Consider the following 22,705-nt stretch of genomic DNA (forward strand, 5'->3'; position numbering starts at 1 on the left):
ACCTACGTCAGGGTCGGTGGGTTGCCCCACAGCCACTTGCTCCTGGAATGCCAGCAGCCACGTCACGTGCTCAGCCCCACGCGACGCGGTGCTCGTATCCGACCGGCGGCCGTACAGGCCGTTTCACGTGTTCACGCGTTGCGGCCCACCGTGCCGATCAAACATTTTCCCTGATGAACACCGGCGAACCCAAACCCAGCCCGGGCGGATGTGACAGCATCTAGCATATCGCCTTTCAGACTGTCACAATGTGCGGTCATGCAGGCGCGGTCCGCTCTCTTCGACCTGTACGGCGACTACCTGCGTGCCCGGGGCTCCCGGGCTCCGGTCTCAGCGCTGGTCCGGTTGCTGGCTCCCCTCGACATCGCCGCCCCCGCGGTCCGGACCGCCGTGTCACGAATGGTGCGGCAGGGCTGGCTTCATCCGCTTCGCCTGGCCGCAGGACCCGGATATCTGCTCACCCCGAAAGCCGCCCGCCGACTCGACGAGACGTCGGCCCGGGTCTACCGCACCGGGCGCAGCGGCTGGGACGGGCGGTTCGACATGCTGCTGCTGCACGAGCCACCCGGGCGCCCGGAGACCGACCGCCTCGCCCTCCTCGGCTACGGGCCACTCAGCGAACAGGTCTGGGTCTCGCCGCGAGCCTCCGACGAGATCGTGACGATCCTCGGTGCGGCGAGCATCGGGTACGAACGGTTCAGCGCCAGTCACAGCGGCTCGTCCGGGCCCGCCGAACTGGTGGACCGCGCCTGGGACCTGACCCGGCTCGGCGAGTCCTACGCGCGGTTCGCCGACACGGTCCACCCCGCGGTCAAGGCGATCACCCTGCGCAGCACCGACGAGGAGGCGTACGCGGCCCGCTTCCGCCTGGTCCACGCGTGGCGCTCGATCCTGCTCGACGACCCGCAGCTACCCCCGGCGCTGCTGCCGGCCCGCTGGCCCGGGGTACGCGCCGCGGCCTTCTTCGACAAGCACGCCACCCGGTTGCGGCCGGCCGCCGACCGCTACGTCGAACGCTGTCTGCACGCTGCCCATCGTGGCGGTCGTGTGGGATTCTCAGAGCCATGACCGCCATCCGACCGCCCCAGCCGCCGCCCAGAAACGGACTGACGGCTGACTCCCTCCTCGTCGACCGCACCGGCGCCGTCGTCACCCTGACCCTGAACCGTCCCGAGGCGATGAACGCGTTCACCGTGGACCTCAAGGAGGCCCTCCGGGACACCCTCGCCCAGCTGGAGAGCGACCGGTCGGTCCGGGCGATCGTGCTCACCGGGGCGGGCGGCGCGTTCAGCGGCGGCCAGGATCTGCGGGAGCACGCCTCGCTGCTGGAGGCGGGGTCGACCGACCTGAACACCGTCCAGTTGCACTACAACCCGATCGCGCAGCGGCTGGCCAGCATGCCGAAACCGGTGATCGCCGCGGTCCGCGGGATGGCCGCCGGGGCGGGTGCGTCGCTGGCGATGCTCGCCGACTTCCGGATCGGCGGGCCGAAGACGAGTTTCCTGATGGCGTTCGCCAACGTGGGCCTGGCCGGGGACAGCGGCATCTCGTGGTCGCTGCCGCGCATCGTCGGGCACGCCAAGGCGGTGGAACTGCTGCTGCTCGCCCAGCCGGTGCGCGCCGAGGAGGCGTACCGGATCGGCATGCTCTCGCAGTTGCTCGAGGACGACGAGCAGGTGCTGCCGGCGGCGCACGAGCTGGCCGAGCGGCTGGCGGCCGGGCCGACCGTGGCCTACGGGGCGATCAAGCGGGAGCTGTTCATCGGCGACGCGGGGACACTGTCCGACGCGCTGGCCGCCGAGGCCCAGGCGCAGGCCATCTGCGGTGCGACGGCCGACCACCGGGGCGCGGTGGAGTCGTTCCTCAACAAGCAGAAGCCGACGTACCAGGGGCACTGAGCCTCGACCACGCTGCTTCGGGCATGCTCCGGGCCGGCGGTCGCGCCGCGGCCCGGAGCGGGCACCGCATCGCGCGGTGCCGGCGGTGGGAGGCCGGTAGGCGTACCCCCGTCACTCGTCGTCTTCGTCTTCTTCTTCCGGGTCCTGGTTGCGCTCGGCGCCCAGCACGAAGGCCTGCATGGCGAGTTCGTCGCCGCTGGGCCAGACGTAGGCGGGCAGCTCGGAGGGGCCCAGCTCGAGCACGTGTGACCAGAACTGGCGGACCGCCTCGGCGGGGTTGCTCGCCTCGATCGGCATGGCCACGCTGACCAGCCAGTTCTTCTTGTCGGCCGGGCCGGCGACACGGGCCGCCAGACGCTGGAAGATCTCCACGTCGACCGCGGCGACCGGGGAGTCGGCGATCAGGCCCTCGGCGGGCACCGGGGAGTCGAAGGCCCGGCGCTGATAGCCCAGCACCAGGTCGCCGCCGTCGGTCTTCTCCACGCGGGCCAGTGCCACGACGTGGTCCTCGGCGAGGATCAGGACCTCGTCACCCGCGGAGGCCGCCACCGGCCCACCCGCCACCGTCACGACCTCGTGCTGGAACAACCGCTCGGTCGCCCACTGCTCGTCCGGAAGAATCACCGACCACTGCGCCATGCCTCCCATCTCATCACGCGGGGGCGGCGCGCTCGGACGGCGGGACCCAACAGTCCGCCAGATGATCGTCGACCATGCCGGTGGCCTGCATCAACGCGTACGCGGTGGTGGGACCGACGAACTTGAAGCCGCGTTTCTTGAGCGCCTTGGCGAGCGCGGTGGACTCCGCGGTGACCGCCGGGACGTCGGCCCGGGCACCCGGACGCGGCCGCCCGGCGGGCTGGAAGGACCACAGCAGTGCGGAGAGGCCCTCCGGGAGATCGGCGGCGACCTTCGCGTTGTGCAGCGCCGCGTCGATCTTCATCCGGTTGCGGACGATGCCGGCGTCGGCCATCAGCCGGGCGGCGTCGGCCTCGGTGTACCCGGCGACCTCGGCGATGACGAAGTCGTCGAAGGCGGCCCGGAACGCCGGACGTTTGCGCAGGATGGTGATCCAGGCCAGGCCGGACTGGAAGGCCTCCAGGGTGAGGCGCTCGAACAGCGCGTCGTCGCCGCGCAGCGGGCGGCCCCACTCGTCGTCGTGATAGGCCGCGTAATCCGGCGCGCTGCCAGCCCAGAAGCAGCGGGCCCGGCCGTCGGCGCCCACCACCAGGTCGGTCACGGCAGCCGGCCCTGCTCCACGAGGCGGCCGAACTTCTTCAGCGCGCCGGTGAAACCGATCTTGGAGCCGGGCCAGAGCACCGGCCAGGCGATCTTGCCGACCGCACCGGGCGGCAGGTGGAACCACTCGTGCAGGACGACCTGGGTCCGGTCGCCGGACATCGCCGTGCACCGCATCGAACCCGGCCCGCGCAGCACCTTGCCGCAGTGCACGACCCGCACCTCGAACGGCGCGTTGACCTTGACGACCCGCAGCTCGTCGCGGAGCACCGCCGGGCCGAGCGCGGTGACCGCCTCCACCAGGCTGCCCTCACCGCCGTCGCCCTCGACCACCCGGACCCGGGTGAACGGGATCCACGCGGACTGCGCCTCCCAGTCCAGGAAGGCGGCGAACACCTTCTCGGCGGGGGCGTTCACGATCACCGTGGCGGTGAACTCGCCGTGGCCGGGCCGGCCGGCGTCGCCGAGACCGTCACCGTTGCTTGGGTTGCCCTCCGGGCCGGTGCCACTCATCGTCCCGCCGGTTCCTCGTCGCTGCCGGGTGCCTTGCCGAGCACCGGGGCCGGGCCCGGTGCGGGGAGGCCCACGGTCTCCGCCACCGGGTCGTCCGCGACCGGCTCCACCGGCTTCTCCGGGTTCTCCGGCGCCCCGGCGGGTTCGACCTCGTCGGCGCCGGCCGGCTCGCCGGGCGTGACACCCGGGGCCACCGCGGCCTCGCGAGCCCGGCGCAGCACCTCGGCGTCCTCGGTGCGGCCCTCCCGCAGCGCGGCGACCTCGGCCTCGAGCACGCTGATCAGCTCGCCCTTGTAGCCGATGTCGTACGCCGCGCGATGCAGCGCCTGATCCACCTGATTCATCCGGTAACCACGCCACACGGTGTCGAACCGAGCCTTGGCGATGTCGCCCTCACCGAGCGGACGGTCGCCGGGCAGCGGCACCGACCGGCCGTCGGGCTCGACCGGGGTCAGCCCGGGGTCGCCCCCGCTCAGCAAGACGGTCACGCCGAAGACGATCGTCGCGACGACGAGAGCCACGACAATGAAGAGCAGAAGCTGACCCATGCGCACGATGTTGACATGTCGGCTCAGCCGTGGCGAGCCCGCCACCCGGTCAGTCGCAGGCTCGACCGTCAGGTCCAGGTCAGAATGCGTTTCCGCCAGGCGTACAGGATGCCCAGGGCGAGGACCGCGACGAAGACGCCCATCTCGGCGATCGCGGGACCGCCGAAGGACGGCCGATCGAAGATCACCGCCCAGGGGAAGAGAAATACGGCTTCCACTGCGAAAAGCACATAGAGGTATGCATAGACGTAATAGCGGATCTGCGCCTGTGCCCAGTCCCCGCCGACCGGGTCGATGCCACTCTCGTACGAGATCCGCTTGCCCGCCGGTTCCGCCGGGGACCCCGGCCGGAGCAGCCGGTTCGCCCCGAAGGCGGCCACGAACAGCAGCACACCGGCGGCGATCACCAGGCCGAGCATGGCGTACGAGCCGAGATAACCGTCCACGATCGGGGAGCCTAACCGAGACTTTGCCTGGATGGCGCTCGACCGTGTGACTACTGTGGGCAACGGTTCGCGGCCACCCCGTGAGGATCCGCGAAGTAGCATCGACAAGCGTCATCCGTCGGCACGCGCCGTTTTGGAGGTTGAGACGTGGCCGCCCCCTCGAAGCGAGTCGAACAACTGGACAGGGTCGTCATCCGATTCGCCGGCGACTCCGGCGACGGCATGCAGCTCACCGGCGACCGGTTCACCTCGGAGACCGCACAGCTCGGCAACGACATCTCGACCCTGCCGAACTTCCCCGCCGAGATCAGGGCACCGGCCGGCACCCTGCCCGGCGTCTCCAGCTTCCAGGTCCACTTCGCCGACTACGACATCCTGACCCCGGGCGACGCGCCGAACGTGCTGGTGGCGATGAACCCGGCCGCCCTCAAGGCGAACCTGTCCGAACTGCCGCCCGGCGCCGACATCATCGTGAACACCGACGAGTTCACCAAGCGCAACCTGGCCAAGGTCGGCTACCCGGTCAGCCCGCTGGAGGACGGCTCGCTCGACGAGTTCGCCGTCCACCCGGTCGCGTTGACGTCGATGACCGTCGGCGCGCTCGCCGACCTGGGTGTGGGCAAGAAGGACGCCGAACGCGCCAAGAACATGTTCGCGCTCGGCCTGCTCAGCTGGATGTACTCGCGGCCGTTCGAGTCCACGCTGCGCTTCCTGGAACGCAAGTTCGTGAAACGCCCCGACCTGGTCGCCGCGAACAAGGCCGCGTTCCAGGCCGGCTGGAACTACGGCGAGACCACCGAGGCGTTCGCCGTCCGCTACGAGGTCAAACCGGCCAAGATGCCGCCCGGCACCTATCGCAACATCACCGGCAACCAGGCCCTGTCGCTCGGACTGGTCGCCGCCGCGGTGCGCTCCGGGCTGCCGCTCTTCCTCGGCGCCTACCCGATCACCCCGGCGTCGGACATCCTGCACGAGCTCTCCAAGCACAAGCGCTTCGGCGTGACCACCATGCAGGCCGAGGACGAGATCGCCGCGGTGGGGGCGGCGCTCGGGGCGGCGTACGGCGGGGCGCTCGGCGTCACCACCACCTCCGGCCCCGGCGTGGCGCTCAAGAGCGAGACGATCTCGCTGGCCATCGCCCTGGAGCTGCCGCTGGTGATCGTGGACGTGCAGCGGGCCGGACCGTCCACCGGCATGCCCACCAAGACCGAGCAGGCCGACCTCAACCTGGCCCTGTTCGGCCGGCACGGCGAGGCGCCGCTCGCGGTGATCGCCCCGCGGTCGCCGTCCGACTGCTTCCACGCGGCGATCGAGGCGGCCCGGATCGCGCTCACCTACCGCACCCCGGTCATCCTGCTGTCCGACAACTACGTGGCCAACGGGTCCGAGCCGTGGCTGCTGCCGGCCGTCGACGAACTGCCCGACCTCACCGTCACGTTCGCCGCCGAGCCCAACGCGCCGGACGGCCGGTTCCTGCCCTACCTGCGTGACCCGGAGACGATGGCCCGGCCCTGGGCGGTCCCCGGCACACCCGGACTGGAACACCGCATCGGCGGCCTGGAGAAGGCCGACAAGACCGGCGACATCTCCTACGACCCGGCGAACCACGAGTTCATGGTCCGGACCCGGGCGGCCCGGATCGAGGCGATCCCGGTGCCGGACGTGGACGTCGAGGATCCCTCCGAGGCGGCCCGGGTGCTGGTCCTGGGCTGGGGTTCGACCTACGGGCCGATCGGGGCGGCCTGCCGGGCGCTGCGCCAGCGCGGGCTCACCATCGCCCAGGCCCACCTGCGGCACCTCGCGCCGCTGCCCGCCAACCTCGGCGAGGTGCTCGCGGGCTACGACAAGGTCGTCGTCCCGGAGATGAACCTCGGACAGCTCGCCGCGGTGATCCGGGCGAGACACCTGATCGACGTGGTGCCCTTCAACCAGGTCAGCGGCCTGCCGTTCACCGCCGCGACGCTGGAGAACATGCTCGAGGACGTGGTGAAGAATGGCTGACCCGGTCACCGTGAAACTCAGCTCCAAGGACTTCAAGTCCGACCAGGAGGTCCGCTGGTGCCCCGGCTGCGGCGACTACGCGATCCTCGCCGCCGTGCAGGGCTTCATGCCCGAGCTGGGCATCCCGCGGGAGAACATCGTCTTCGTCTCCGGCATCGGCTGCTCGTCACGCTTCCCGTACTACATGAACACCTACGGGATGCACTCGATCCACGGCCGCGCCCCGGCCATCGCCACCGGCCTGAGCGCCTCCCGGCCCGACCTGTCGGTCTGGGTCGTCACCGGCGACGGCGACGCCCTCTCCATCGGCGGCAACCACCTGATCCACGCCCTGCGCCGCAACGTGAACCTGAAGATCCTGCTCTTCAACAACCGGATCTACGGCCTCACCAAGGGCCAGTACTCCCCCACCTCCGAACTCGGCAAGATCACCAAGTCGACGCCGGCGGGCTCGGCCGACTCACCGTTCAACCCGCTCTCGCTGGCGCTCGGCGCCGAGGCGAGCTTCGTCGCCCGGACCATCGACTCCGACCGCAAGCATCTGCAGGCGGTGCTGCGCGCGGCGGCCGCCCATGAGGGCTCCGCGTTCGTCGAGATCTACCAGAACTGCAACATCTTCAACGACGGCGCCTTCGACCTGGTGAAGGACCCGTCCACCCGCGACGAGCACCTGATCCGCCTCGAACAGGATGCCCCGATCGTTTTCGGTCCCGACAACCGTTACTCGGTGGTCTACCCGGAGGGTGGTTTCGGTCTTCAGGTCCAGGAGGGCGGCACCCCGATCGTGCACGACGCCACGGTCGACGATCCGGCCTACGCGTTCGCCCTCACCCGCCTGTCCGGCTCCGACCTGGGCACGACACCGATCGGCGTGTTCCGTTCCGTGCAGCGGCCGTCCTACGACGAGATCGTCCGCAAGCAGGTGCTCGACGCGCGGGCGCAGGCGACCGGGACGCCCGGGGAGATGTTCACCGAACTCCTGCACGCCGGGGACACGTGGACGATCCTCTGAACCACACCCCGTTCCTCCGGGCCCAGGCGGTTCGTCTCACGCTTCTTCCGGGGGTACGACCTACCCCGTCTCCGGCGATCCGGACCGCCCCCACCTGACCGCCCGCGTCTGCATGGGTCACCCGCTTGCCGCAGTTCCGGTCCGATGCGCGGCGAGACCCCCACGGGTTCACTAATCAGTTTCGGTCAGCCGTGACGGTCGTATTCGACCGTCACGCATGCTGCCCACAGCTCCGCGACGGTCGACGCCACTCAGCTTAAGTTGATCTTGGGTGCGGCTCCACGCTGCGGCAAACGGCCGAGGTGCGCTGAGGTGGCCACCACTGCCGACCCGGCCGTCGACCACGGTCCGCCTGCGGTCCGCCTGCGATCCCGTCTGCGGTCCGCCTACGAGCCGCCCGCGGTCCGCCTGCGGGCCGCCTGTGGTCCGCCTGTGGTCCGCCTGTGGGCCGCCTACGAGCCGCCTACGAGCCGCCTACGAGCCGAAACGACCACAGCAGACGGCCCGGGCAGCTCCGAGCCGTCGGCCACGGCTGCCTAGGAGTCGGGAATCAGCCACGGTCGACGGCTCGGGTTGCTCGGCCGTCTGCTGTGGTCGTTTTCGACTCGCAGATGAGCCACAGCCGACGGCCGAGCCGGCCGAGCCGTCGACCACGGCTGCCCAAGAGGACGGAACCCAGCCGTCAGCAACGGCTCAGGGACACCCAGCCGCCGCCCACGGTCGCTTTCGACTCGCGGGCGGACCGTGGCCGACGGCCGGGGTGGCCGGAACGCCACTCGACCTCTTCCGATCTCGGCGACGGCCCCGAGGAGGCCACGAATGGCTGAACGGCGCCGACACATGGGGCGGCCGCAGAACGACGGCCGCAGACGGCTCTACCTCCGTGTGGCGGCCGTGAACGACGGCTGACGGCATGCGGGGCGACTCCCGACCGGGGCTCCCGACCGGGGCGGCGGCCATCCGGTCGCCGTCGCAGTGGCGGCTGTTGCCGGCTCGTCGCCCACGGCACCGTGTTGATCAATCGCCCGGCCCTCGGACCGGCCACGTCTCAGCTCCGACGCCCCCGTGCGCTCGTTCCTCAGTCTCGGGGTTCCAAGGACTGGACCAGCTGGGAGACGTCGACGATGTACTCGAACCAGTCCCGGTCGGACTGATAGCCCAGCTCCGCGTTGACCTTCAGCATCGACTCGTTGTGCTGGGCGTTCCAGGTCTGGACCTGATGCAGCCCCGGCTCGGCGGCCCGCAACTCGAACAGCATGCGGGCCTTGATCGCCCGGTCGATGCCGTAGCCGCGGTGTTCCCGGACCACGATCGTGTCGTACTGGTCGGCGCGCTCGGGATGCTGGGCGGGAACGACCACCTCGGTCAGCCCTGCGACGGCACCGGTCGCCTCGTGGATGGCCAGCACGATGTACGGCTTCAGCCCCCGCTTGTGCAGGGTGTCCAGTGACTCCCGCAGACGCTGCGGGTCCGACGAACGGGGCTGCAGGTCGAGGTCGTCGTCGTCGCGCTGGGCTTCGGTCTTGGCCTGCGCGTACGCCTCCAGCAGTGGATCCGGCGGACCACCGGGGTGGTATTCGACCCGGTAGCCGGGGCTGATCCCCCCGGCCATCGCCTGCAGCGCGTGCCAGTCGACCGCGTCCAGACTGAGCACACTGCGGGTCTCCACATACTCCCGCTCGAAGCCCAGCGACTCGTAGAACCCGATCGCCGGGGTGTTGCCGATCGCCTCCACCCCGATCGAGGAGAAACCCTCCAGGTAGGCGCGGCGGGCGGCCATCGCCACCAGCTGACGGCCCAGCCCGCGACGGCGCAACTCGGGGCGAACCACCACTTCGAGGACACCGATGTCACCGATGAGCAGAATGTTCACATGGGCGAAGATCTGCCCCTCGCCCTCGGGCAGACGGTCGTCCTCGGCGATCCAGGTGATCCGGCGTTCGCCCGGCATGGTTTCGGCCAGATAATCCCGGACCTGCACGTCACGCCAGGGTGGATCGTCGGGGAGGTCAGCCGCCAGGACCGCGTTCACCAACTCCACGAGCGAGTGGATCTCGGCCGCGGACGCGGAGCGGGGATCCCATTCACGCACCCTCACTCGTCCATCGTGCCGTTGATCCGACCTTCAGGGAAGTGCTGACCACGCAAAAGTACGCCTATGATCACCCTGGGTCGTGTTTGCCGGTCACCTCGTCACGCTGGGCTGTGCCGACCCGATCAACGGCGAGCTCGGCACCAACGTGGTGTCGCATTTGCCGTTCACCTCGTCACGCCAGACTGCGGGCCCCGTAATCCTCGGCGGCGGCGTAGACGTCCTGGGCGTACTGACGGACGGCGTTGTAGGACAGGATCGCGTCCCACCACGAGTCGGGCTTGGACATGTCCCGCCCGCCGGTGCAGAGGTAGGCCGCCGCGGTCAGCGCCGCGTCGTCGATGTCGTGCGGATCGGCCGTGCCGTCGTTGTCGGCGTCGATCGCGAACTGTTTCCACGTGGACGGGATGAACTGCATCGGCCCGATGGCCCGGTCGTACGTGGTGTCGCCGTCGAGCGTGCCCTGATCGGTGTCCCGGATCATCTGCCGCCCGCCCTGACCGTCCAGCGGCAGACCGTAGATCGGTGGCGTGGACTTGCCGTCCACCCCGAGCACCGCGTTGTTGTGGCTGCCGTGCGACGACTCGATCTTCCCGAGTGCCGCTAGTGTGGTCCAGCTCAACCGGCAGGCCGGGGTGGTCTTGGCGGTCACCAGCTCGGCGTACCCATAAGCCTGAACAGCCACCACCGGGATGCCCACCCGGGTGCCGATCTCGCGCGCCCAACTGTCCAGGGCGTCGGCCGGTCGTCCGCCGGTCGCGCCGGTACCGGTTCCCGTGCCGGTGCCCGGGGCCACGGTGCCCGGCAGGGTGGCACCGGGCACCGTGGCCCCGGGAAGAGTGGCGCCCGGAAGTGTGGCGGTCGCGCCCGGAACAACGCCGATCGAGGGAGCCAGTGTTCCGGCGCCGACGGGCAGGCCCGCGGAGGCTTCCGGTACGGCCGGGGCGGACCCGAACAGCGGGGTGGAGCTGGGCGAGGGGGTGACCTCGAGGGCCTTCGGCACCAGATAGGCGCCGGACGTCGCGGCGAACGCGACCAGCGCCGCCACCAGCACACCGGGCACGATCACGCGGCCGGCGGGCCGTCGCGTCCAGTCGTAGGTCGCCCGCCCGGCCCGCCCGACAGCACGCAACGGCCGGAGCCGCCGGGTCTCGACCTTCGTCGCCGCACCAGCCTTGTCGCCGGCCTCGCCCCCGTCGACCTTCGTGTCGCCATCGGCCTTCTTGACGTCGTCAGGCTTCTTCTCATCCCCGGAAGAGAGAGCCTTCGCACCCTCGGAAGAGGCACCCTTCGTGGGATCGGAAGGAACAGCCTTCGCGGGATCGGAGGCAGCAACCTTCTCGGAAGGGGCCGCCTTCTCGGGGGAGGCCGCCTTCTCGGCGGGTGCCGGCGAACCGGAAGCGCCGGCCTCGTTCACGGAAGGGGACGCCGGCGGGTCACTCTCTCCGGTGGTCTCCGGCTTCCCATCCGACTTCTCCACCGCCCCGGGCTTGCCGGATCCGCTACTGTCAGCAGCAACGACGGAACTGTCCGAATCGGCGGGTGACACCTTCCCCCCGGCGGGCGGAACCGAAGCGGGCGTAGCCGAAGCAGGCGGAACCGAAGCAGACGCAGCCGAAGCAGGCGCGGCGGCGTCAGGTTCGCCCCCGGCGGGCGCAGCGTCGTCGAGCGGCTCGCGCTGACGGGGCGCCGCGGACCGCAGCGCCGGCTGGTCGGCTGGTGGTTTCTTCCGCGACTCGGCCACGCGTCGACCCTACCGGTCCGGCACCACGACCGTGGCACTCGTCGACATGCCCTGGAACACTCCTCGACGTGCCCGGGGACAAGCCCTGGCCGACTCCCGGCGCAACGACCTCGACACGGGCCCTACGCTGGTCGGATGCCGCGTTACGAGTTCCGGTGCCGCGCGTGCGGCGCCACCTTCGAGGTCAGCCGTCCGATGAGCGAGGCCGGTCAGCCGGCCGCCTGCCCCGAGGGGCACGCCGACACGGTCAAGCTGCTGTCCACTGTCGCCGTGACCGGCCGTGGCGGGGGCGCCCCGTCCGCCCCGTCCGGCGGCGGAGGTGGAGGCTGTTGCGGCGGCTCCTGCGGCTGCTGATCGGGGAGCCGGAAGCGAACGCCCCGGGGCCGGGAACCAGGCGCCCCGGGAAGCAGCGGGCCCACGGACGCTGATCAGAAACGACCGGCACGCCGTCGATGGAACCGCACGACGCCTGAGCCGGTGAACGACCGCCAGGCCCCGGAACACCGGAGAACGGGATCATGTGCCGTACGCCGTGATCCCGTTCGGGTGACCGCCGACGATCGGCGTCGACTTCGGCCGGTGAGCGCGCCCTGGCACCCCGTGTCGATTCGTTGCCCCGTTCGGGTGCACCTGATCGGCTTGACGGTTTTGCCCGTCCGCGGCGTTTCCGCGTTCGATCTCTTTCGTTACGAGACGCGTAGTCCCGTACGTCACCGTCGATACCGACGATCAGTTGTCCTCCGTAAGGGGTCGGCCGTGGCGGGCAGATGATTACCGTCCGTTTCTACGATGGGCGGTGACTCAGAGATACGCCAGCATGAGTCACGACTTCCACGAAGGGGGCGGAGGGTCCACCGTGTCGGGACGGAACGAGCTACCCAGCGGTCTGGTGACCTTTATGTTCACCGACATAGAGGGCTCGACTCGCCTTGCCCGGATGCTCGGTGAGGGTTACCGCGATGTGCTCGGTGCGCATAGAACAGTGCTACGCGCTGTGTTGGCAGACTTTGATGGTGTTGAACTCTTAACGGAGGGTGACTCCTTCTTCGTGGCGTTCGCGGATGCCGGTGCCGCGCTCGCGGCGTGCGTCGAGGCGCAGCGCCGGCTTGCCGCGCACGACTGGCCGCAGCCCGATGCGATGCCCCGGGTCCGCATGGGTCTGCACACCGGGCATGCGACGCCGGTCGGCCGGGAATACGCCAGCGCCGAGGTTCACCGGGCCGCCCGGGTGTCCGCGGCCGCCCATGGCGGGCAGGTGCTCTGTTCGGAGGCGACCGCTCAGGCAGTGACCGCCGGATACGTGACCCGTGCCGCCGGCCTGGACGGTGTGGACCTGCAGGATCTCGGCGCGTTCCGGTTGCGGGGCTTCGACGACGACGAGCGGATCTTCCAGGTGGTCGCCTCCGGCCTGGATCGCGACTTCCCGCGGTTGCGGACCGCCGAGGCGCCCCGGCACAACCTGCCGGCCGAGCACACGCCGTTCATCGGGCGGCGGGCCGAGACGACCGAACTGGCCGAGCTGGTCGGTCACCACCGTCTGGTGACCGTGGTGGGTCCCGGCGGATCGGGTAAGACGCGGCTGGCCCACGCGGTGGCGGAGCAGCTGCTTCCCGCGTACCCCGGTGGTGTCTGGACGATCGATGCCGCCGCCGCGGCGAAAGGCCTGCCGCACGCCCTGGTCGCGGCTCTGGGTCTACGCCCGGAGCCGGGCCGTCCGGTGATCGACACCGTGATCGAGCAGTGTGCCGAGCGGCGGATGCTGGTGGTGTTGCAGACCTGCGACGCCGCGCCGGGGCTGACCGCGACGCTGGCGCACCGGCTGCTCAGCCGGTGCCGGCGGATGGATGTGCTGGCCACCGCCCGGGCGCCGATGGGCCTGCCCGGGGAGACCGTCTGGCGTCTGCCGTCGCTCGCTCCGGCGGACGCGTTCGCGCTGCTCCGGGACCGTGCCGCGGCCGCGCAGGGCGGGCGTCCGGGCGATGGGGAGTCGCAGCTGGCCCGGCTCGCCGCCCGGTTGGAGGGTTCGCCGCTGGCGATCGAGCTGGCCGCGGCCCGGCTGCGGCTGTTGCCGGCCGAGCAGTTGGCCCGGCGGCTCGACGATCCGCTCGCCGCCCTCGACCTGGATCCGGCCGACACCGTGGCGTTGCGGGAGGACCGGCATGCCAGTCTGACCAACAATCTCGCCTGGTCCTACCGCACGCTGGGTCGGCGGGCGGCGGCGCTGCTGCGGCGCCTGGCGGTGTACGCCGGCCCGGTGGATCTCGCCACGGTGGAGTGGTGCGGGTCGGACGAGCTCGGCGCGCTCTCCGAGTTGGCCGAGAAGTCGCTGGTCGAGGTGGTGCCCGGTCCGCGGTACCGGATGTCCGATCAGGTCCGCGCCTATGCGCTGCGCCTGCTCGCCGAGTCCGGTGACGAGCCGGCCGTCCGCGACCAGCACCTGGCCTGGTCGCTGGACACGCTCGACCGGGCCGGGGTGGACACCGACGACCAGGTCCGCACGGTGTCGCTGACCGAGTTGGGGCCGTATGTCGCCGAGTGGCAGGCCGCCCTGCGCTGGGCGGTGTCCAGTGGCGCGGTCCGGGCCGGTCTGCGCCTGGCCTGCGCGCTGGACCCGTGGTGGCGGGAGCACGACGGTGTCGCCGAGGGCCGGTCCCTGATCACCCGGCTGCACCAGCGGATCTCCGACGTGCACGTGACGCCCGCCGAGCAGGCCGGGGCGTTGCTGGTGCAGGCCGGGCTGACCGAGGAGCGGGCCGAACGGGAACGGCACCTGGACCGCGCGGAGCAGGCGGCCTGGCGGGCCGGTGATCCCGAGCTGCTGATCCGTTGTGCGGTGGCGCGGCGGGTCCGGCCGGACGGGGAGCCCGGCGACGAGCTCACCTGCCGGGAGCTGATCGCCCAGGCGGAGCGGGCCGGGGTCGCGGCGGCCGCGTTGCCGGCCGTGCTGGCGCTGGCCGAGTTGCTCTGGCGGCGGGACGCCCTGCGGGAGGCGGCCGATCTGCTCGGCGCGGCCCGGCAGCTGGAGGCCGGGCATCCGCAGGATCGGGGGCGGCGCGCGGTGGACTGGCTGCTCGGCATGGTCGCGTTGCGCCGTGGTGATCTGATCGCCGCCCACGATCATCTGGTGGTCGCGTTGCGGTCCCGGCTGCGGCACGGGTTCCGGGGTGCGGCGGCGGACGCGGTCGCGGCCATCGCGGTGCGGTGTGCGCTGGGCGGGGATCCGGTGACGGCTACGGTGCTGTTCGGTGGGGCGGAGGCGGCGCGCGGGGCGCGGCGGACCGACACGTTCGGCGGTTTCTGGTCGGCGCAGCAGACGTGCCTGCGGGCGGCCCTCGGGGACATGGCCTTCGATGCGGCGTACGCCGACGGCGCCGGCCTGGGGTTCGACCGGATCGTGGCGCTGGCGCTGGCGGTCGATCACCCGGACCTCGCCGACGGAGCGGTCCGATTCGCCCAGATAGCCCGCTGAGAGTCCGGACGACCGGCCGCGAACCCGGACAGCCCGCTGAAAAGGCTAGACGGACACCCCTGCCGGAGCGCTCTCCTCGTCGCGGATGTAGACCAGCAGGTCACCGGTCTCGATGGTGACCGCGTGCTCACCACCCAGCGGCAGCACCTTGCCCCGGCGGATCAGCGCCACCACCAGTGTGACCAGTTCCCGCGGGTTGCGTCCCACCTCGGCCCGCTCGGCCGACCGCATCGCGAGCGCCATGCCCTGGCCCGGGGTGAGCAGGTCCTCCACCACGTCGATCAGTGGCGGGGCGGTGGTGGTCAGGCCGAGCAGCCGGCCCGCCGTGGAGGACGACACGATCACGTGGTGGGCGCCGCTCTGCTTGAGCAGTGCGGCGTTCTCCTGTTCGCGGACCGCCGCGATGATCCGCACCTGGCCGGCGGTCAGCTGCCGCACGGTCAGCGTGATCAGCACCGACGCCTCGTCCCGGTCGGTCGCGATGATCACGGACTTGCAGTTCTTGACGTCCGCCTCGTTGAGCACCGCCGACCGGGTGGCGTCGCCCTCGATCACCACGAATCCGCCGGCGGTGGCCTGCCGGATGCCCGCCTCACGGTTCTCCACGATGACGATGCGCGACTTGTCGTAGCCCGTCTCCAGCAGTGCGGCGACCGCGGCCCGGCCCTTGGTGCCGTAGCCGCAGATGATGACGTGGTCCTTCAACTTTCGCCTCCACCGGCTGACCCGCAGGCCTTTGCGGTACTGGTCGGTCAGCACCTCCAGCGTGGTGCCGACCAGGATGATCAGGAAGAGCACCCGAGCCGGGGTGATCAGCAGGACGTTCACCAGGCGGGCGCTCGGTGTCACCGGGGTGATGTCGCCGTAGCCGGTGGTGGAGAGGGTGACGACCGCGTAGTAGAAGCAGTCGAGGAGTGTCAGGCCGTCCTCGTTGACGTCCCGGTAACCGGCCCGGTCGGCGTAGATGATGCTGACCGTCGCCAGGACGAGGGCGCAGGCCATCGCCAGCCGCGCCGCGAGCGCCTTGAGCGGTCCCTGCCGGACCAGGGGAAGGTGAATCATGGAACTGCCTGCACGCCCAACACCATAACGGTCACCGTGGAGATCACACGCAGAGGACGACACATCGCCCTTCGACGGCCTTCGGCAGGGCATCGGGTACGCGACGCGCCCGCGACCCGGTGATCCGGTCCGGCGACCGCGCTACGACCGGGAACAGGGCGGCGCGGTCGCGGGTGGACCGGATCAGCGTCGGGTCACGCGTACCCTAAGAAAGGATCTTGGCTACCTCGGTGGCCCAGTAGGTGAGCGTGATCTGGGCGCCGGCCCGCTTGATCGACGTCAGCGACTCGAGGATGGCGCGCTCGCGGTCGATCCAGCCGTTGGCCGCGGCCGCCTCGATCATCGCGTATTCGCCGGAGACCTGATAGGCGGCGACCGGCACGTTCACGCGCTCACGGACCGCGGCGATGATGTCCAGGTACGGCAGAGCCGGTTTGACCATCACGATGTCGGCACCCTCGGCCACGTCGAGGTCGACCTCACGCAGGGCCTCGTGGACGTTCGGCGGGTCCTGCTGGTACTGCCGGCGGTCGCCCTGCAGCGCCGAACCGACGGCCTCGCGGAACGGGCCGTAGAAGGCGCCCGCGTACTTCGCGGAGTACGCCAGGATCGAGACGTCCTGGTGGCCGGCCGCGTCGAGGGCTTTGCGGGCCACCCCGATCTGACCGTCCATCATCCCGGAGGCGCCGACCATGTGGGCGCCCGCCTCGGCCTGCACGACCGCCATCTCGGCATAGAGCTTCAGGGTCGCGTCGTTGTCGACGGAACCGTCCGCGGCCAGCACACCGCAGTGGCCGTGCGAGGTGAACTCGTCCAGGCAGAGGTCGCTCATGATGACCGTGCTGTCGCCCAGCTCGGCCTTGAGGTCACGGATGCCCGCGTTGAGGATGCCGTCCGGGTCGAGACCGGCCGAACCGGTCTCGTCCTTGGCAGCCGGGTCCGGCACGCCGTAGAGCATCAGGCCGCCGACGCCGGCCTCGACCGCCTCGTGCGCGGCCTTGAGCAGCGACTCACGGGTGTGCTGGACGACGCCGGGCATCGAGCTGATCGGTCGCGGCTCGCTGATGCCCTCGCGGACGAAGAACGGCAGGACCAGCTCGGCCGGGTCGAGGCGGGTCTCCGCGACGAGGCGGCGGATCGCGGGGGTGCGCCGGAGGCGGCGCGGGCGGATGTCGGGGAAGGACATCGACACTCCTTCAACGAGAAACGCGCCGGCATTCCTGCCGGCGCGTTTCAGAGGATCATCAGCGGAAGCGGAGAGCCGTCGGCCCCTGCACCTTCGAGCCGCGGCGCTGCTTGGCCGGCATCGCGGCCAGCTTCTCGCGCAGCTCCAGGGCGTATTCGGCGAGCGCCTCGACCAGGTCGGGCACCGAGGCGTTCTGCGGCTGGGAGTCGACCCGCAGGCCGAACTCGACCGCGGTCTCCGCCGTCTTCGGGCCGATCACCGCGACGACCGTACGGGCGTGCGGCTTGCCGGCGATGCCGACCAGGTTGCGGACCGTGGAGGACGAGGTGAAGAGCACCGCGTCGAACCCGCCCGACTTGATCGCGTCGCGGATCTCGGCGGGCGGCGGGGCGGCACGGACCGTCCGGTACGCCGTGACGTCGTCCACCTCCCAGCCACGCTCGATGAGGCCGGCCGCCAGGGTCTCGGTCGCGATGTCGGCGCGCGGCAGCAGCACCCGGCCGACCGGGTCGAGGATCTCGTCGTGCGGCGAGAACTCGGCCAGCAGACCGTCGCTGGACTGCTCACCGGCCGGGATCAGCTCGGGCTGGATGCCGAAGGCGCGGACCGCCTCGGCGGTGGCCTCACCGATACAGGCGATCTTGACGCCACCGAAGTGCCGGGCGTCCAGACCGTGCTCGCCGAACTTCTCCCAGACCGCGCGGACCGCGTTCACCGAGGTGAAGATCACCCAGGCGTAGCGGCCGTCGACGAGGCCCTTGACCGCGCGTTCCATCTGCGCCGGGGTCCGCGGCGGCTCGACCGCGATGGTCGGCACCTCACACGGGATGGCGCCGTAGGCACGCAGCCGGGCGCTCATCGCGCCGGCCTGCTCCTTGGTCCGCGGGACGAGGACCTTCCAGCCGTACAGCGGGCGGTTCTCCCACCAGCTCAGGTTGTCGCGCTCGGCGACGTCCGAACCGACGGTGAGCACGACACGGCCGGTGAAGCCGAGTGCCGCGGCGACGAAGCTGTCCACGGTCGAGGTGGTGGTGTACTGCGTCTCGCCGGTGCCGTCGCCGGTCACCGCGACCGGGACACCCGGCTCGACGCCCGCGGCCATCAGGCCGTCACGGACGGCGGCCAGGTCGCCGGCGTCCACGGCGACCGCGAACGACCCCTTCTGAGCGGCCGTGGCGAGCGCGTCGAAGTCCAGGTTCGTGACGTCGTCCACGTCGGCGGAGATGCGCACGCCGGGCAGCGGCACACCCGCGTAGGCGGCGACACCCTCGGCCTGGCCGATGCCCGGGATGACCTCGAAGTGCACCGCGGTCCGCGCGACCGCCTGCACCTCCTTGACCACCGACTCGTGGCCGAACGGGTCACCGGACACCAGGTGCACGGCGGAGAGGCCGGACTTGGCGGCGGAGAGCAGCACCTTGGCGACATCGCCGGGCGCGCCCTCGGCCGGGCTGAACTGGGCGTCCGCCTTGGCGTCGGAGCGGATCGCGCTGAGCAGGGATTCGGGCACGCCGCGGTCGTAGACCACCTGGTCGGCATCGGTCAGCGCCGCATATGCGCGGCGGGTCAGCAGCTCCGGGTCGCCGGGTCCGGCGCCGATGAACGCGATGCGTCCGGCTGGCTTACGGGCGGTGCGGGTGGTCATTCTGTGCTCCCCATCAGGGTATCGGCTCCGGCGTCGAGGAGATCGATGGCAAGGGCCTTGCCGATCTCCGCCGCGCCGGCGGGCGTTCCGGTACGCGACAGCCGGATGGCTCGAACCCCATCCGGGCTGATCACCGCACCGCGCAGGTAAATCTCGTCACCGTTGTCGCCCTCGGCAACCTCGGCGTATGCCGCGACCGGCGCGTTGCACCCGGCCTCCAGCGTGGCGAGCATCGACCGCTCCGCGTGGACCGCGGCGCGGGTCGGTGCATGGTCGAGTGCGGCCAGCAGCTCGACCAGGTCGGCGTCGTCGGCCCGGCACTCCACCGCCAGCGCGCCCTGAGCGGGTGCGGGAAGCATGAGCATCGGGTCGATCGTCTCGGTGATCTCGGTGGATCGGCCGAGGCGGGCCACTCCGGCTCGGGCGAGGACGACCGCATCGAGGTCGGCCTCGGGGCCGAGCACCCGTGCGATCCGCGTGTCGACGTTCCCCCGAATCGGCGTGACCTGCAACTCTAGGCCCAAGGCATGCAATTGCGCGATACGGCGCACCGCTCCGGTCCCGATCCGGGCGCCGGGCGGGAGCTCGGTGAGCGTCAAACCGTCCCGGGCGATCAGGGCGTCACGCGGGTCCTCACGGCGCGGGATCGCGGCGATGTACAGCCCCGGATGTCCCGCCGAGGGCAGGTCCTTGTAGGAGTGCACCGCGAAGTCGATCTCCTGGGACACCAGGGCGTCACGCAGGGCGGAGACGAACACGCCGACCCCGAGCTGGGCGACCGGCGCCGAGGAGCGGTCGCCCTTGGTGACGATGCGCACCAGTTCGACCGGACGGCCGGTGGCGGCGGTCAGCGCGTCGGCGACCATCTGGGACTGGGTGAGCGCGAGGGCACTGGCACGGGTGCCGAGACGCAGCGGGCGGGTCATGCTTTGCCTCCGATCTCGGGCACGGCGTCCGCCTGGGTGGCCAACGGCACGTCCAGGTCGAACAGTTCACGGAGCAGGGCCGCGTACTGGTCGCCGCCGGGTTCGGCGGCCAGCTGCCGGACCCGCACGGTCGGCGAGTGCAGCAGCTGCTGGACGACCCGGTGCAGGGTACGGGAAACGTCGCCCCGCTGCTCCTCGGTGAATTCCGGACGCCGGGAGATCAACTTGCGCATCTCGGCAGAGACGACCTCATCGGCACGGGTCCGGAGGGCCGCCACTGTGGGCGCGATCTCAGCACCGCGCAGCCAGCCGAGGAAGTTGTCCACCTCACCGGCGACGATCTGCTCGACGGCGGCGGTCTCCGCGGCCGCCGGCAGGGCACGCCGGCTGGTGGCCAGGCTGTCGATGTCGACGACGACGAGTCCGGGCAGGTCGGCGGCGCCCGGCGCGACGTCGCGCGGCACCGCCAGGTCGAGCACGACGAGCGGGTCGGTGGAGGTGCGGGCGGCCAGCGCGGCGGTCAGGCGCTCACGGGTCAGCACCGGCTCGGTGGAGGCGGTCGCGCTGACCACGATGTCCACCTCGCCGAGCGCCTGGACCAGTTCGTCGATCGGGAAGGCGGTCGCGCCGTACGCCTCGGCGAGCCGGTCGGCGCGCTCCAGGCTGCGGTTGGTGATGCGCAGCGGGCCGACGCCGGTCCGGGTCAGGGTCGCCACCGACAGCGAGCCCATCGCGCCCGCGCCGATGACCAGCGCGGGACGTCCGGTCAGGTCGCCGCCGAGGTGGTCGGCGGCCACGTCCAGGGCGGCGGTGACGACGCTCTGCCCGGCCTTGTCGATGCCGGTCTCGGCGTGCGCCCGCTTGCCGACACGCAGGGTCTGCTGCATCAGCTCGTGCAGCAGCCGGCCGGCCGAGTCGACCTCGGTGGCCACGTGGTACGCGTCGCGCAGCTGCCCGAGGATCTGCGCCTCACCGACGACCATCGAGTCGAGGCCGGACGACACCCGGAACGAGTGGCGCACGGCCGCCTCGCCGTAGTGCACGTAGAGGTGGGCGGCCAGGTCGGCGGCGGGGATGCCGGAGTGGTCGGAGAGCACGTTGCAGATGTCGCCGAGCCCGCCGTGGAACCCGCTGACCGCCGCGTAGATCTCCACCCGGTTGCAGGTGGAGACGACGACGGCCTCCCCCACGTAGGGCTGGGCGAGCAGTCGCTGCAGCAGTGCCGCCACGTCGGGTTCGGGAATGGTCAGCCGTTCCAGGACGGCCACGTCTGCGGTGCGGTACGAGGCACCGATGCTGAGCAGGTTCACGAACCGACCGCCTCCTGGTTGTCCGCCGCGGCGGACCGGCCACCGGGTAGCGATGTCAGAGACGCCTTGCGGTGCTCATGGAACGAGAGGATCTGCAGCTCGATGGCGAGATCCACCTTACGGACGTCGACGTTCGCGGGCACCGACAGCACGCCGGGCGCGAAGTTCAGGATGCTGGTCACACCGGCCGCGACCAGGGCGTCGGCGACCATCTGGGCGGTGCCCGGTGGAGTCGCTATCACGCCGATCGTGATCGACTCCTCGGCGGCGACCCGCCGCAGGTCGTCGATGTGCTGCACGTTCAGCCCGTTGATCTGCTCGCCGACCTTGTTCGGGTCGGCGTCGAAGAGTGCGACGACCCGGAACCCGCGGCTGGCGAACCCGGCGTAACCGGCCAGGGCGTGCCCGAGGTTGCCGACGCCGACCAGGCAGACGGCCCTGTTCTCGTCCAGGCCGAGGATGAACTCGATCTGGGCGACGAGCAGGGCGACGTCGTAGCCGACGCCGCGGGTGCCGTAGGAACCGAGGTGCGAGAGATCCTTGCGGAGCTTCGCCGAGTTGACCCCGGCGGCGGCCGCGAGGCCCTCGCTGGAGACGGTCTCGGCCCCGGTCTCGGCCAGGTGGTGAAGGGCGCGCAGATATTCGGGCAGCCGCGCGATGGTCGCCTCCGGCAGATCCGGGAAAGCCGGGACGCCACCGGCTTCGCCGGGCGTGCTTCCGTGACGCTGCTGACTCATCTGACTCCGTGCCGACGAGGCGGACCTGCGGTGAGCCCTGTCTGTGCGATACCGGTGGAAGCCTCGTGGGGCGGCTGTGGTAGCGGGGCTCGTCGGAGTCACAGAGTAGGCGCTTGTGAAGGCGTGCACAAATCGCGATCTTGTCGGGACAATTGGACAAGATCGACCCGACTGTGTTAGTCGAGCCGACCTCGTCGAGTATTACCGCTCCGAGGCCGCCAGGGCCACCTGACTCAGAGTGACATGGCCATCTTTACCGCGTCCACCAGCGTGTCGGCGACCGGACGGCCCGAATTACGCAGCCGGGTGGGGTCGGTGAACCCGCCCGTGTAGAGAACCGCCGTTCCGCCGACCGACTCGGCAGCCTCGGCGTCGTCGATGGAGTCACCGATCAGCACCACCCGGTCGCCGGGCACACCGAGCTCGCTCAGGTGCCGCGCCAGGTGCCCGGCCTTCAGACCGCCGCCCAGTTCGGCCCGCAGACCGTCGATCCGGGTGAAGACACCGGTCAGACCGTACGTCTCGACGGCCGGGACCAACTCCTCGTGGAACCACATGGACAGCAGCGACTGGCTGCCCGGCCAGCTGCGGATCGCCTCCATGGCGTCGGCGGCCAGCACGATGTCGGTCAGGCCCAACCGGTACGCCTCGTGGAAGATCGTGTCCAACCGGCCGAACTCGTCCTGCTCGACCGCGCGGCCGAGCATCTCGGCGTAGAAGTCGGCCACCGGGCGACGGAAGGCCCGCCGGTGCTCGTCGGCGTCGACGAGCCGCCCGCCGACCGAGGTGAAGGCCTGGTTGGTCGCGGAGACCACCAGGTGAAGATCGTCGAGGAGGGTCCCGTTCCAGTCCCAGACCAGGTGCTTAGACGTCACGG

At 70.9% G+C, this 22,705-nt stretch carries 21 protein-coding genes; 7 read left to right on the forward strand and 14 right to left on the reverse strand.

The annotated features are described in order from the left end of the window. Positions 1-258: 258 nt before the first annotated feature. Both WH85_RS03135 and WH85_RS03140 read left to right on the forward strand, forming a co-directional pair. On the forward strand, positions 259-1,068 hold the full coding sequence (locus WH85_RS03135) for a PaaX family transcriptional regulator (RefSeq protein ID WP_045740106.1): 810 nt from the start codon (positions 259-261) through the stop codon (positions 1,066-1,068). Next, a complete protein-coding gene (locus tag WH85_RS03140; protein ID WP_045740107.1) occupies positions 1,065-1,898 on the forward strand; it encodes an enoyl-CoA hydratase/isomerase family protein in 834 nt (277 codons plus the stop codon). Before WH85_RS03135 ends, WH85_RS03140 begins: the two co-directional genes overlap by 4 nt. A 111-nt stretch (positions 1,899-2,009) precedes the next feature. On the opposite strand, the gene WH85_RS03145 is transcribed toward WH85_RS03140, so the two are convergent. The 5 genes from WH85_RS03145 to ndhC all read right to left on the reverse strand — a co-directional run bounded on the left by WH85_RS03145 (position 2,010) and on the right by ndhC (position 4,644). Further along, positions 2,010-2,546, reverse strand: a complete 537-nt coding sequence (locus WH85_RS03145) for a hypothetical protein (RefSeq protein ID WP_083448752.1) — start codon at positions 2,544-2,546, stop codon at positions 2,010-2,012. 4 nt (positions 2,547-2,550) lie between these two features. After that, on the reverse strand, positions 2,551-3,138 hold the full coding sequence (locus WH85_RS03150; RefSeq protein ID WP_045740109.1) for a DNA-3-methyladenine glycosylase I: 588 nt from the start codon (positions 3,136-3,138) through the stop codon (positions 2,551-2,553). After that, on the reverse strand, positions 3,135-3,650 hold the full coding sequence (locus WH85_RS03155; RefSeq protein ID WP_045740110.1) for an SRPBCC family protein: 516 nt from the start codon (positions 3,648-3,650) through the stop codon (positions 3,135-3,137). The genes WH85_RS03150 and WH85_RS03155 overlap by 4 nt, the downstream gene beginning before the upstream one ends. Next, complete coding sequence (locus tag WH85_RS48065; protein WP_045740111.1) at positions 3,647-4,198, reverse strand: DivIVA domain-containing protein; 552 nt, start codon at positions 4,196-4,198, stop codon at positions 3,647-3,649. Before WH85_RS48065 ends, WH85_RS03155 begins: the two co-directional genes overlap by 4 nt. A gap of 68 nt (positions 4,199-4,266) precedes the next feature. After that, positions 4,267-4,644: an NADH-quinone oxidoreductase subunit A gene (gene ndhC, locus WH85_RS03165; protein ID WP_045740112.1), complete on the reverse strand. Its 378-nt coding sequence runs from the start codon at positions 4,642-4,644 to the stop codon at positions 4,267-4,269. Between the two features lie 147 nt (positions 4,645-4,791). On the opposite strand from ndhC, the gene WH85_RS03170 reads away from it, so the two are divergent. From WH85_RS03170 to WH85_RS49900, 3 genes are all read left to right on the forward strand, one after another. Continuing rightward, complete coding sequence (locus WH85_RS03170) at positions 4,792-6,645, forward strand: 2-oxoacid:acceptor oxidoreductase subunit alpha (protein ID WP_045740113.1); 1,854 nt, start codon at positions 4,792-4,794, stop codon at positions 6,643-6,645. Beyond that, positions 6,638-7,657, forward strand: a complete 1,020-nt coding sequence (locus WH85_RS03175) for a 2-oxoacid:ferredoxin oxidoreductase subunit beta (RefSeq protein ID WP_045740114.1) — start codon at positions 6,638-6,640, stop codon at positions 7,655-7,657. Before WH85_RS03170 ends, WH85_RS03175 begins: the two co-directional genes overlap by 8 nt. A 312-nt stretch (positions 7,658-7,969) precedes the next feature. Continuing rightward, positions 7,970-8,197 carry a hypothetical protein gene (locus WH85_RS49900; protein ID WP_157410711.1) on the forward strand — a complete coding sequence of 76 codons (228 nt, stop codon included), beginning with the start codon at positions 7,970-7,972 and terminating at the stop codon, positions 8,195-8,197. 538 nt (positions 8,198-8,735) lie between these two features. On the opposite strand, the gene WH85_RS03180 is transcribed toward WH85_RS49900, so the two are convergent. Together WH85_RS03180 and WH85_RS03185 are read right to left on the reverse strand one after the other, a co-directional pair. After that, positions 8,736-9,755, reverse strand: coding sequence for a GNAT family N-acetyltransferase (locus WH85_RS03180; protein WP_045740115.1), 1,020 nt, complete (start codon positions 9,753-9,755; stop codon positions 8,736-8,738). Positions 9,756-9,924: 169 nt separating this feature from the next. Beyond that, positions 9,925-11,229 (reverse strand): lytic transglycosylase domain-containing protein, encoded by a 1,305-nt coding sequence (locus tag WH85_RS03185; protein WP_052720107.1) that lies wholly within the window; start codon positions 11,227-11,229, stop codon positions 9,925-9,927. Positions 11,230-11,628: 399 nt separating this feature from the next. Between WH85_RS03185 and WH85_RS03190 the strand changes: the two genes are divergently transcribed. Next, positions 11,629-11,847, forward strand: a complete 219-nt coding sequence (locus WH85_RS03190; RefSeq protein WP_045740117.1) for an FmdB family zinc ribbon protein — start codon at positions 11,629-11,631, stop codon at positions 11,845-11,847. A gap of 544 nt (positions 11,848-12,391) precedes the next feature. Then, entirely contained in the window at positions 12,392-14,962 is a 2,571-nt protein-coding gene (locus tag WH85_RS03195; protein WP_245673798.1) for an adenylate/guanylate cyclase domain-containing protein, read from the forward strand. A 45-nt stretch (positions 14,963-15,007) separates the two neighbouring features. On the opposite strand, the gene WH85_RS03200 is transcribed toward WH85_RS03195, so the two are convergent. The 7 genes from WH85_RS03200 to WH85_RS03230 form a co-directional block, all read right to left on the reverse strand. Then, positions 15,008-16,024 (reverse strand): potassium channel family protein, encoded by a 1,017-nt coding sequence (locus WH85_RS03200; protein WP_045740118.1) that lies wholly within the window; start codon positions 16,022-16,024, stop codon positions 15,008-15,010. Between the two features lie 205 nt (positions 16,025-16,229). Beyond that, positions 16,230-17,210, reverse strand: coding sequence for a porphobilinogen synthase (gene hemB, locus WH85_RS03205; RefSeq protein ID WP_045740224.1), 981 nt, complete (start codon positions 17,208-17,210; stop codon positions 16,230-16,232). 58 nt (positions 17,211-17,268) lie between these two features. After that, positions 17,269-18,855: a bifunctional uroporphyrinogen-III C-methyltransferase/uroporphyrinogen-III synthase gene (locus tag WH85_RS03210; RefSeq protein WP_045740119.1), complete on the reverse strand. Its 1,587-nt coding sequence runs from the start codon at positions 18,853-18,855 to the stop codon at positions 17,269-17,271. Next, positions 18,852-19,781, reverse strand: a complete 930-nt coding sequence (gene hemC, locus WH85_RS03215; protein ID WP_045740120.1) for a hydroxymethylbilane synthase — start codon at positions 19,779-19,781, stop codon at positions 18,852-18,854. The genes WH85_RS03210 and hemC overlap by 4 nt, the downstream gene beginning before the upstream one ends. Continuing rightward, positions 19,778-21,091 (reverse strand): glutamyl-tRNA reductase, encoded by a 1,314-nt coding sequence (locus WH85_RS03220; RefSeq protein WP_045740121.1) that lies wholly within the window; start codon positions 21,089-21,091, stop codon positions 19,778-19,780. Before WH85_RS03220 ends, hemC begins: the two co-directional genes overlap by 4 nt. Next, positions 21,088-21,828 carry a redox-sensing transcriptional repressor Rex gene (locus WH85_RS03225; RefSeq protein WP_045740122.1) on the reverse strand — a complete coding sequence of 247 codons (741 nt, stop codon included), beginning with the start codon at positions 21,826-21,828 and terminating at the stop codon, positions 21,088-21,090. The genes WH85_RS03220 and WH85_RS03225 overlap by 4 nt, the downstream gene beginning before the upstream one ends. 233 nt (positions 21,829-22,061) lie before the next feature. Beyond that, on the reverse strand, positions 22,062-22,703 hold the full coding sequence (locus WH85_RS03230) for an HAD family hydrolase (RefSeq protein WP_045740123.1): 642 nt from the start codon (positions 22,701-22,703) through the stop codon (positions 22,062-22,064). Positions 22,704-22,705: the final 2 nt, after the last annotated feature.

The organism is Actinoplanes rectilineatus, from assembly GCF_000962825.1.
Classification (GTDB): domain Bacteria; phylum Actinomycetota; class Actinomycetes; order Mycobacteriales; family Micromonosporaceae; genus Actinoplanes; species Actinoplanes rectilineatus.

Coding starts and splice junctions, on each gene's coding strand:
- WH85_RS03200 (WP_045740118.1), bottom strand. CDS start 16,024: ATGATTCACCTTCCCCTGGTCCGGCAGGGACCGCTCAAGGCGCTCGCG.
- WH85_RS03155 (WP_045740110.1), bottom strand. CDS start 3,650: ATGAGTGGCACCGGCCCGGAGGGCAACCCAAGCAACGGTGACGGTCTC.
- WH85_RS03225 (WP_045740122.1), bottom strand. CDS start 21,828: ATGAGTCAGCAGCGTCACGGAAGCACGCCCGGCGAAGCCGGTGGCGTC.
- WH85_RS03190 (WP_045740117.1), top strand. CDS start 11,629: ATGCCGCGTTACGAGTTCCGGTGCCGCGCGTGCGGCGCCACCTTCGAG.
- WH85_RS03135 (WP_045740106.1), top strand. CDS start 259: ATGCAGGCGCGGTCCGCTCTCTTCGACCTGTACGGCGACTACCTGCGT.
- WH85_RS03175 (WP_045740114.1), top strand. CDS start 6,638: ATGGCTGACCCGGTCACCGTGAAACTCAGCTCCAAGGACTTCAAGTCC.
- hemC (WP_045740120.1), bottom strand. CDS start 19,781: ATGACCCGCCCGCTGCGTCTCGGCACCCGTGCCAGTGCCCTCGCGCTC.
- WH85_RS03145 (WP_083448752.1), bottom strand. CDS start 2,546: ATGGGAGGCATGGCGCAGTGGTCGGTGATTCTTCCGGACGAGCAGTGG.
- hemB (WP_045740224.1), bottom strand. CDS start 17,210: ATGTCCTTCCCCGACATCCGCCCGCGCCGCCTCCGGCGCACCCCCGCG.
- WH85_RS03210 (WP_045740119.1), bottom strand. CDS start 18,855: ATGACCACCCGCACCGCCCGTAAGCCAGCCGGACGCATCGCGTTCATC.
- WH85_RS03140 (WP_045740107.1), top strand. CDS start 1,065: ATGACCGCCATCCGACCGCCCCAGCCGCCGCCCAGAAACGGACTGACG.
- WH85_RS03195 (WP_245673798.1), top strand. CDS start 12,392: ATGTTCACCGACATAGAGGGCTCGACTCGCCTTGCCCGGATGCTCGGT.
- WH85_RS48065 (WP_045740111.1), bottom strand. CDS start 4,198: ATGGGTCAGCTTCTGCTCTTCATTGTCGTGGCTCTCGTCGTCGCGACG.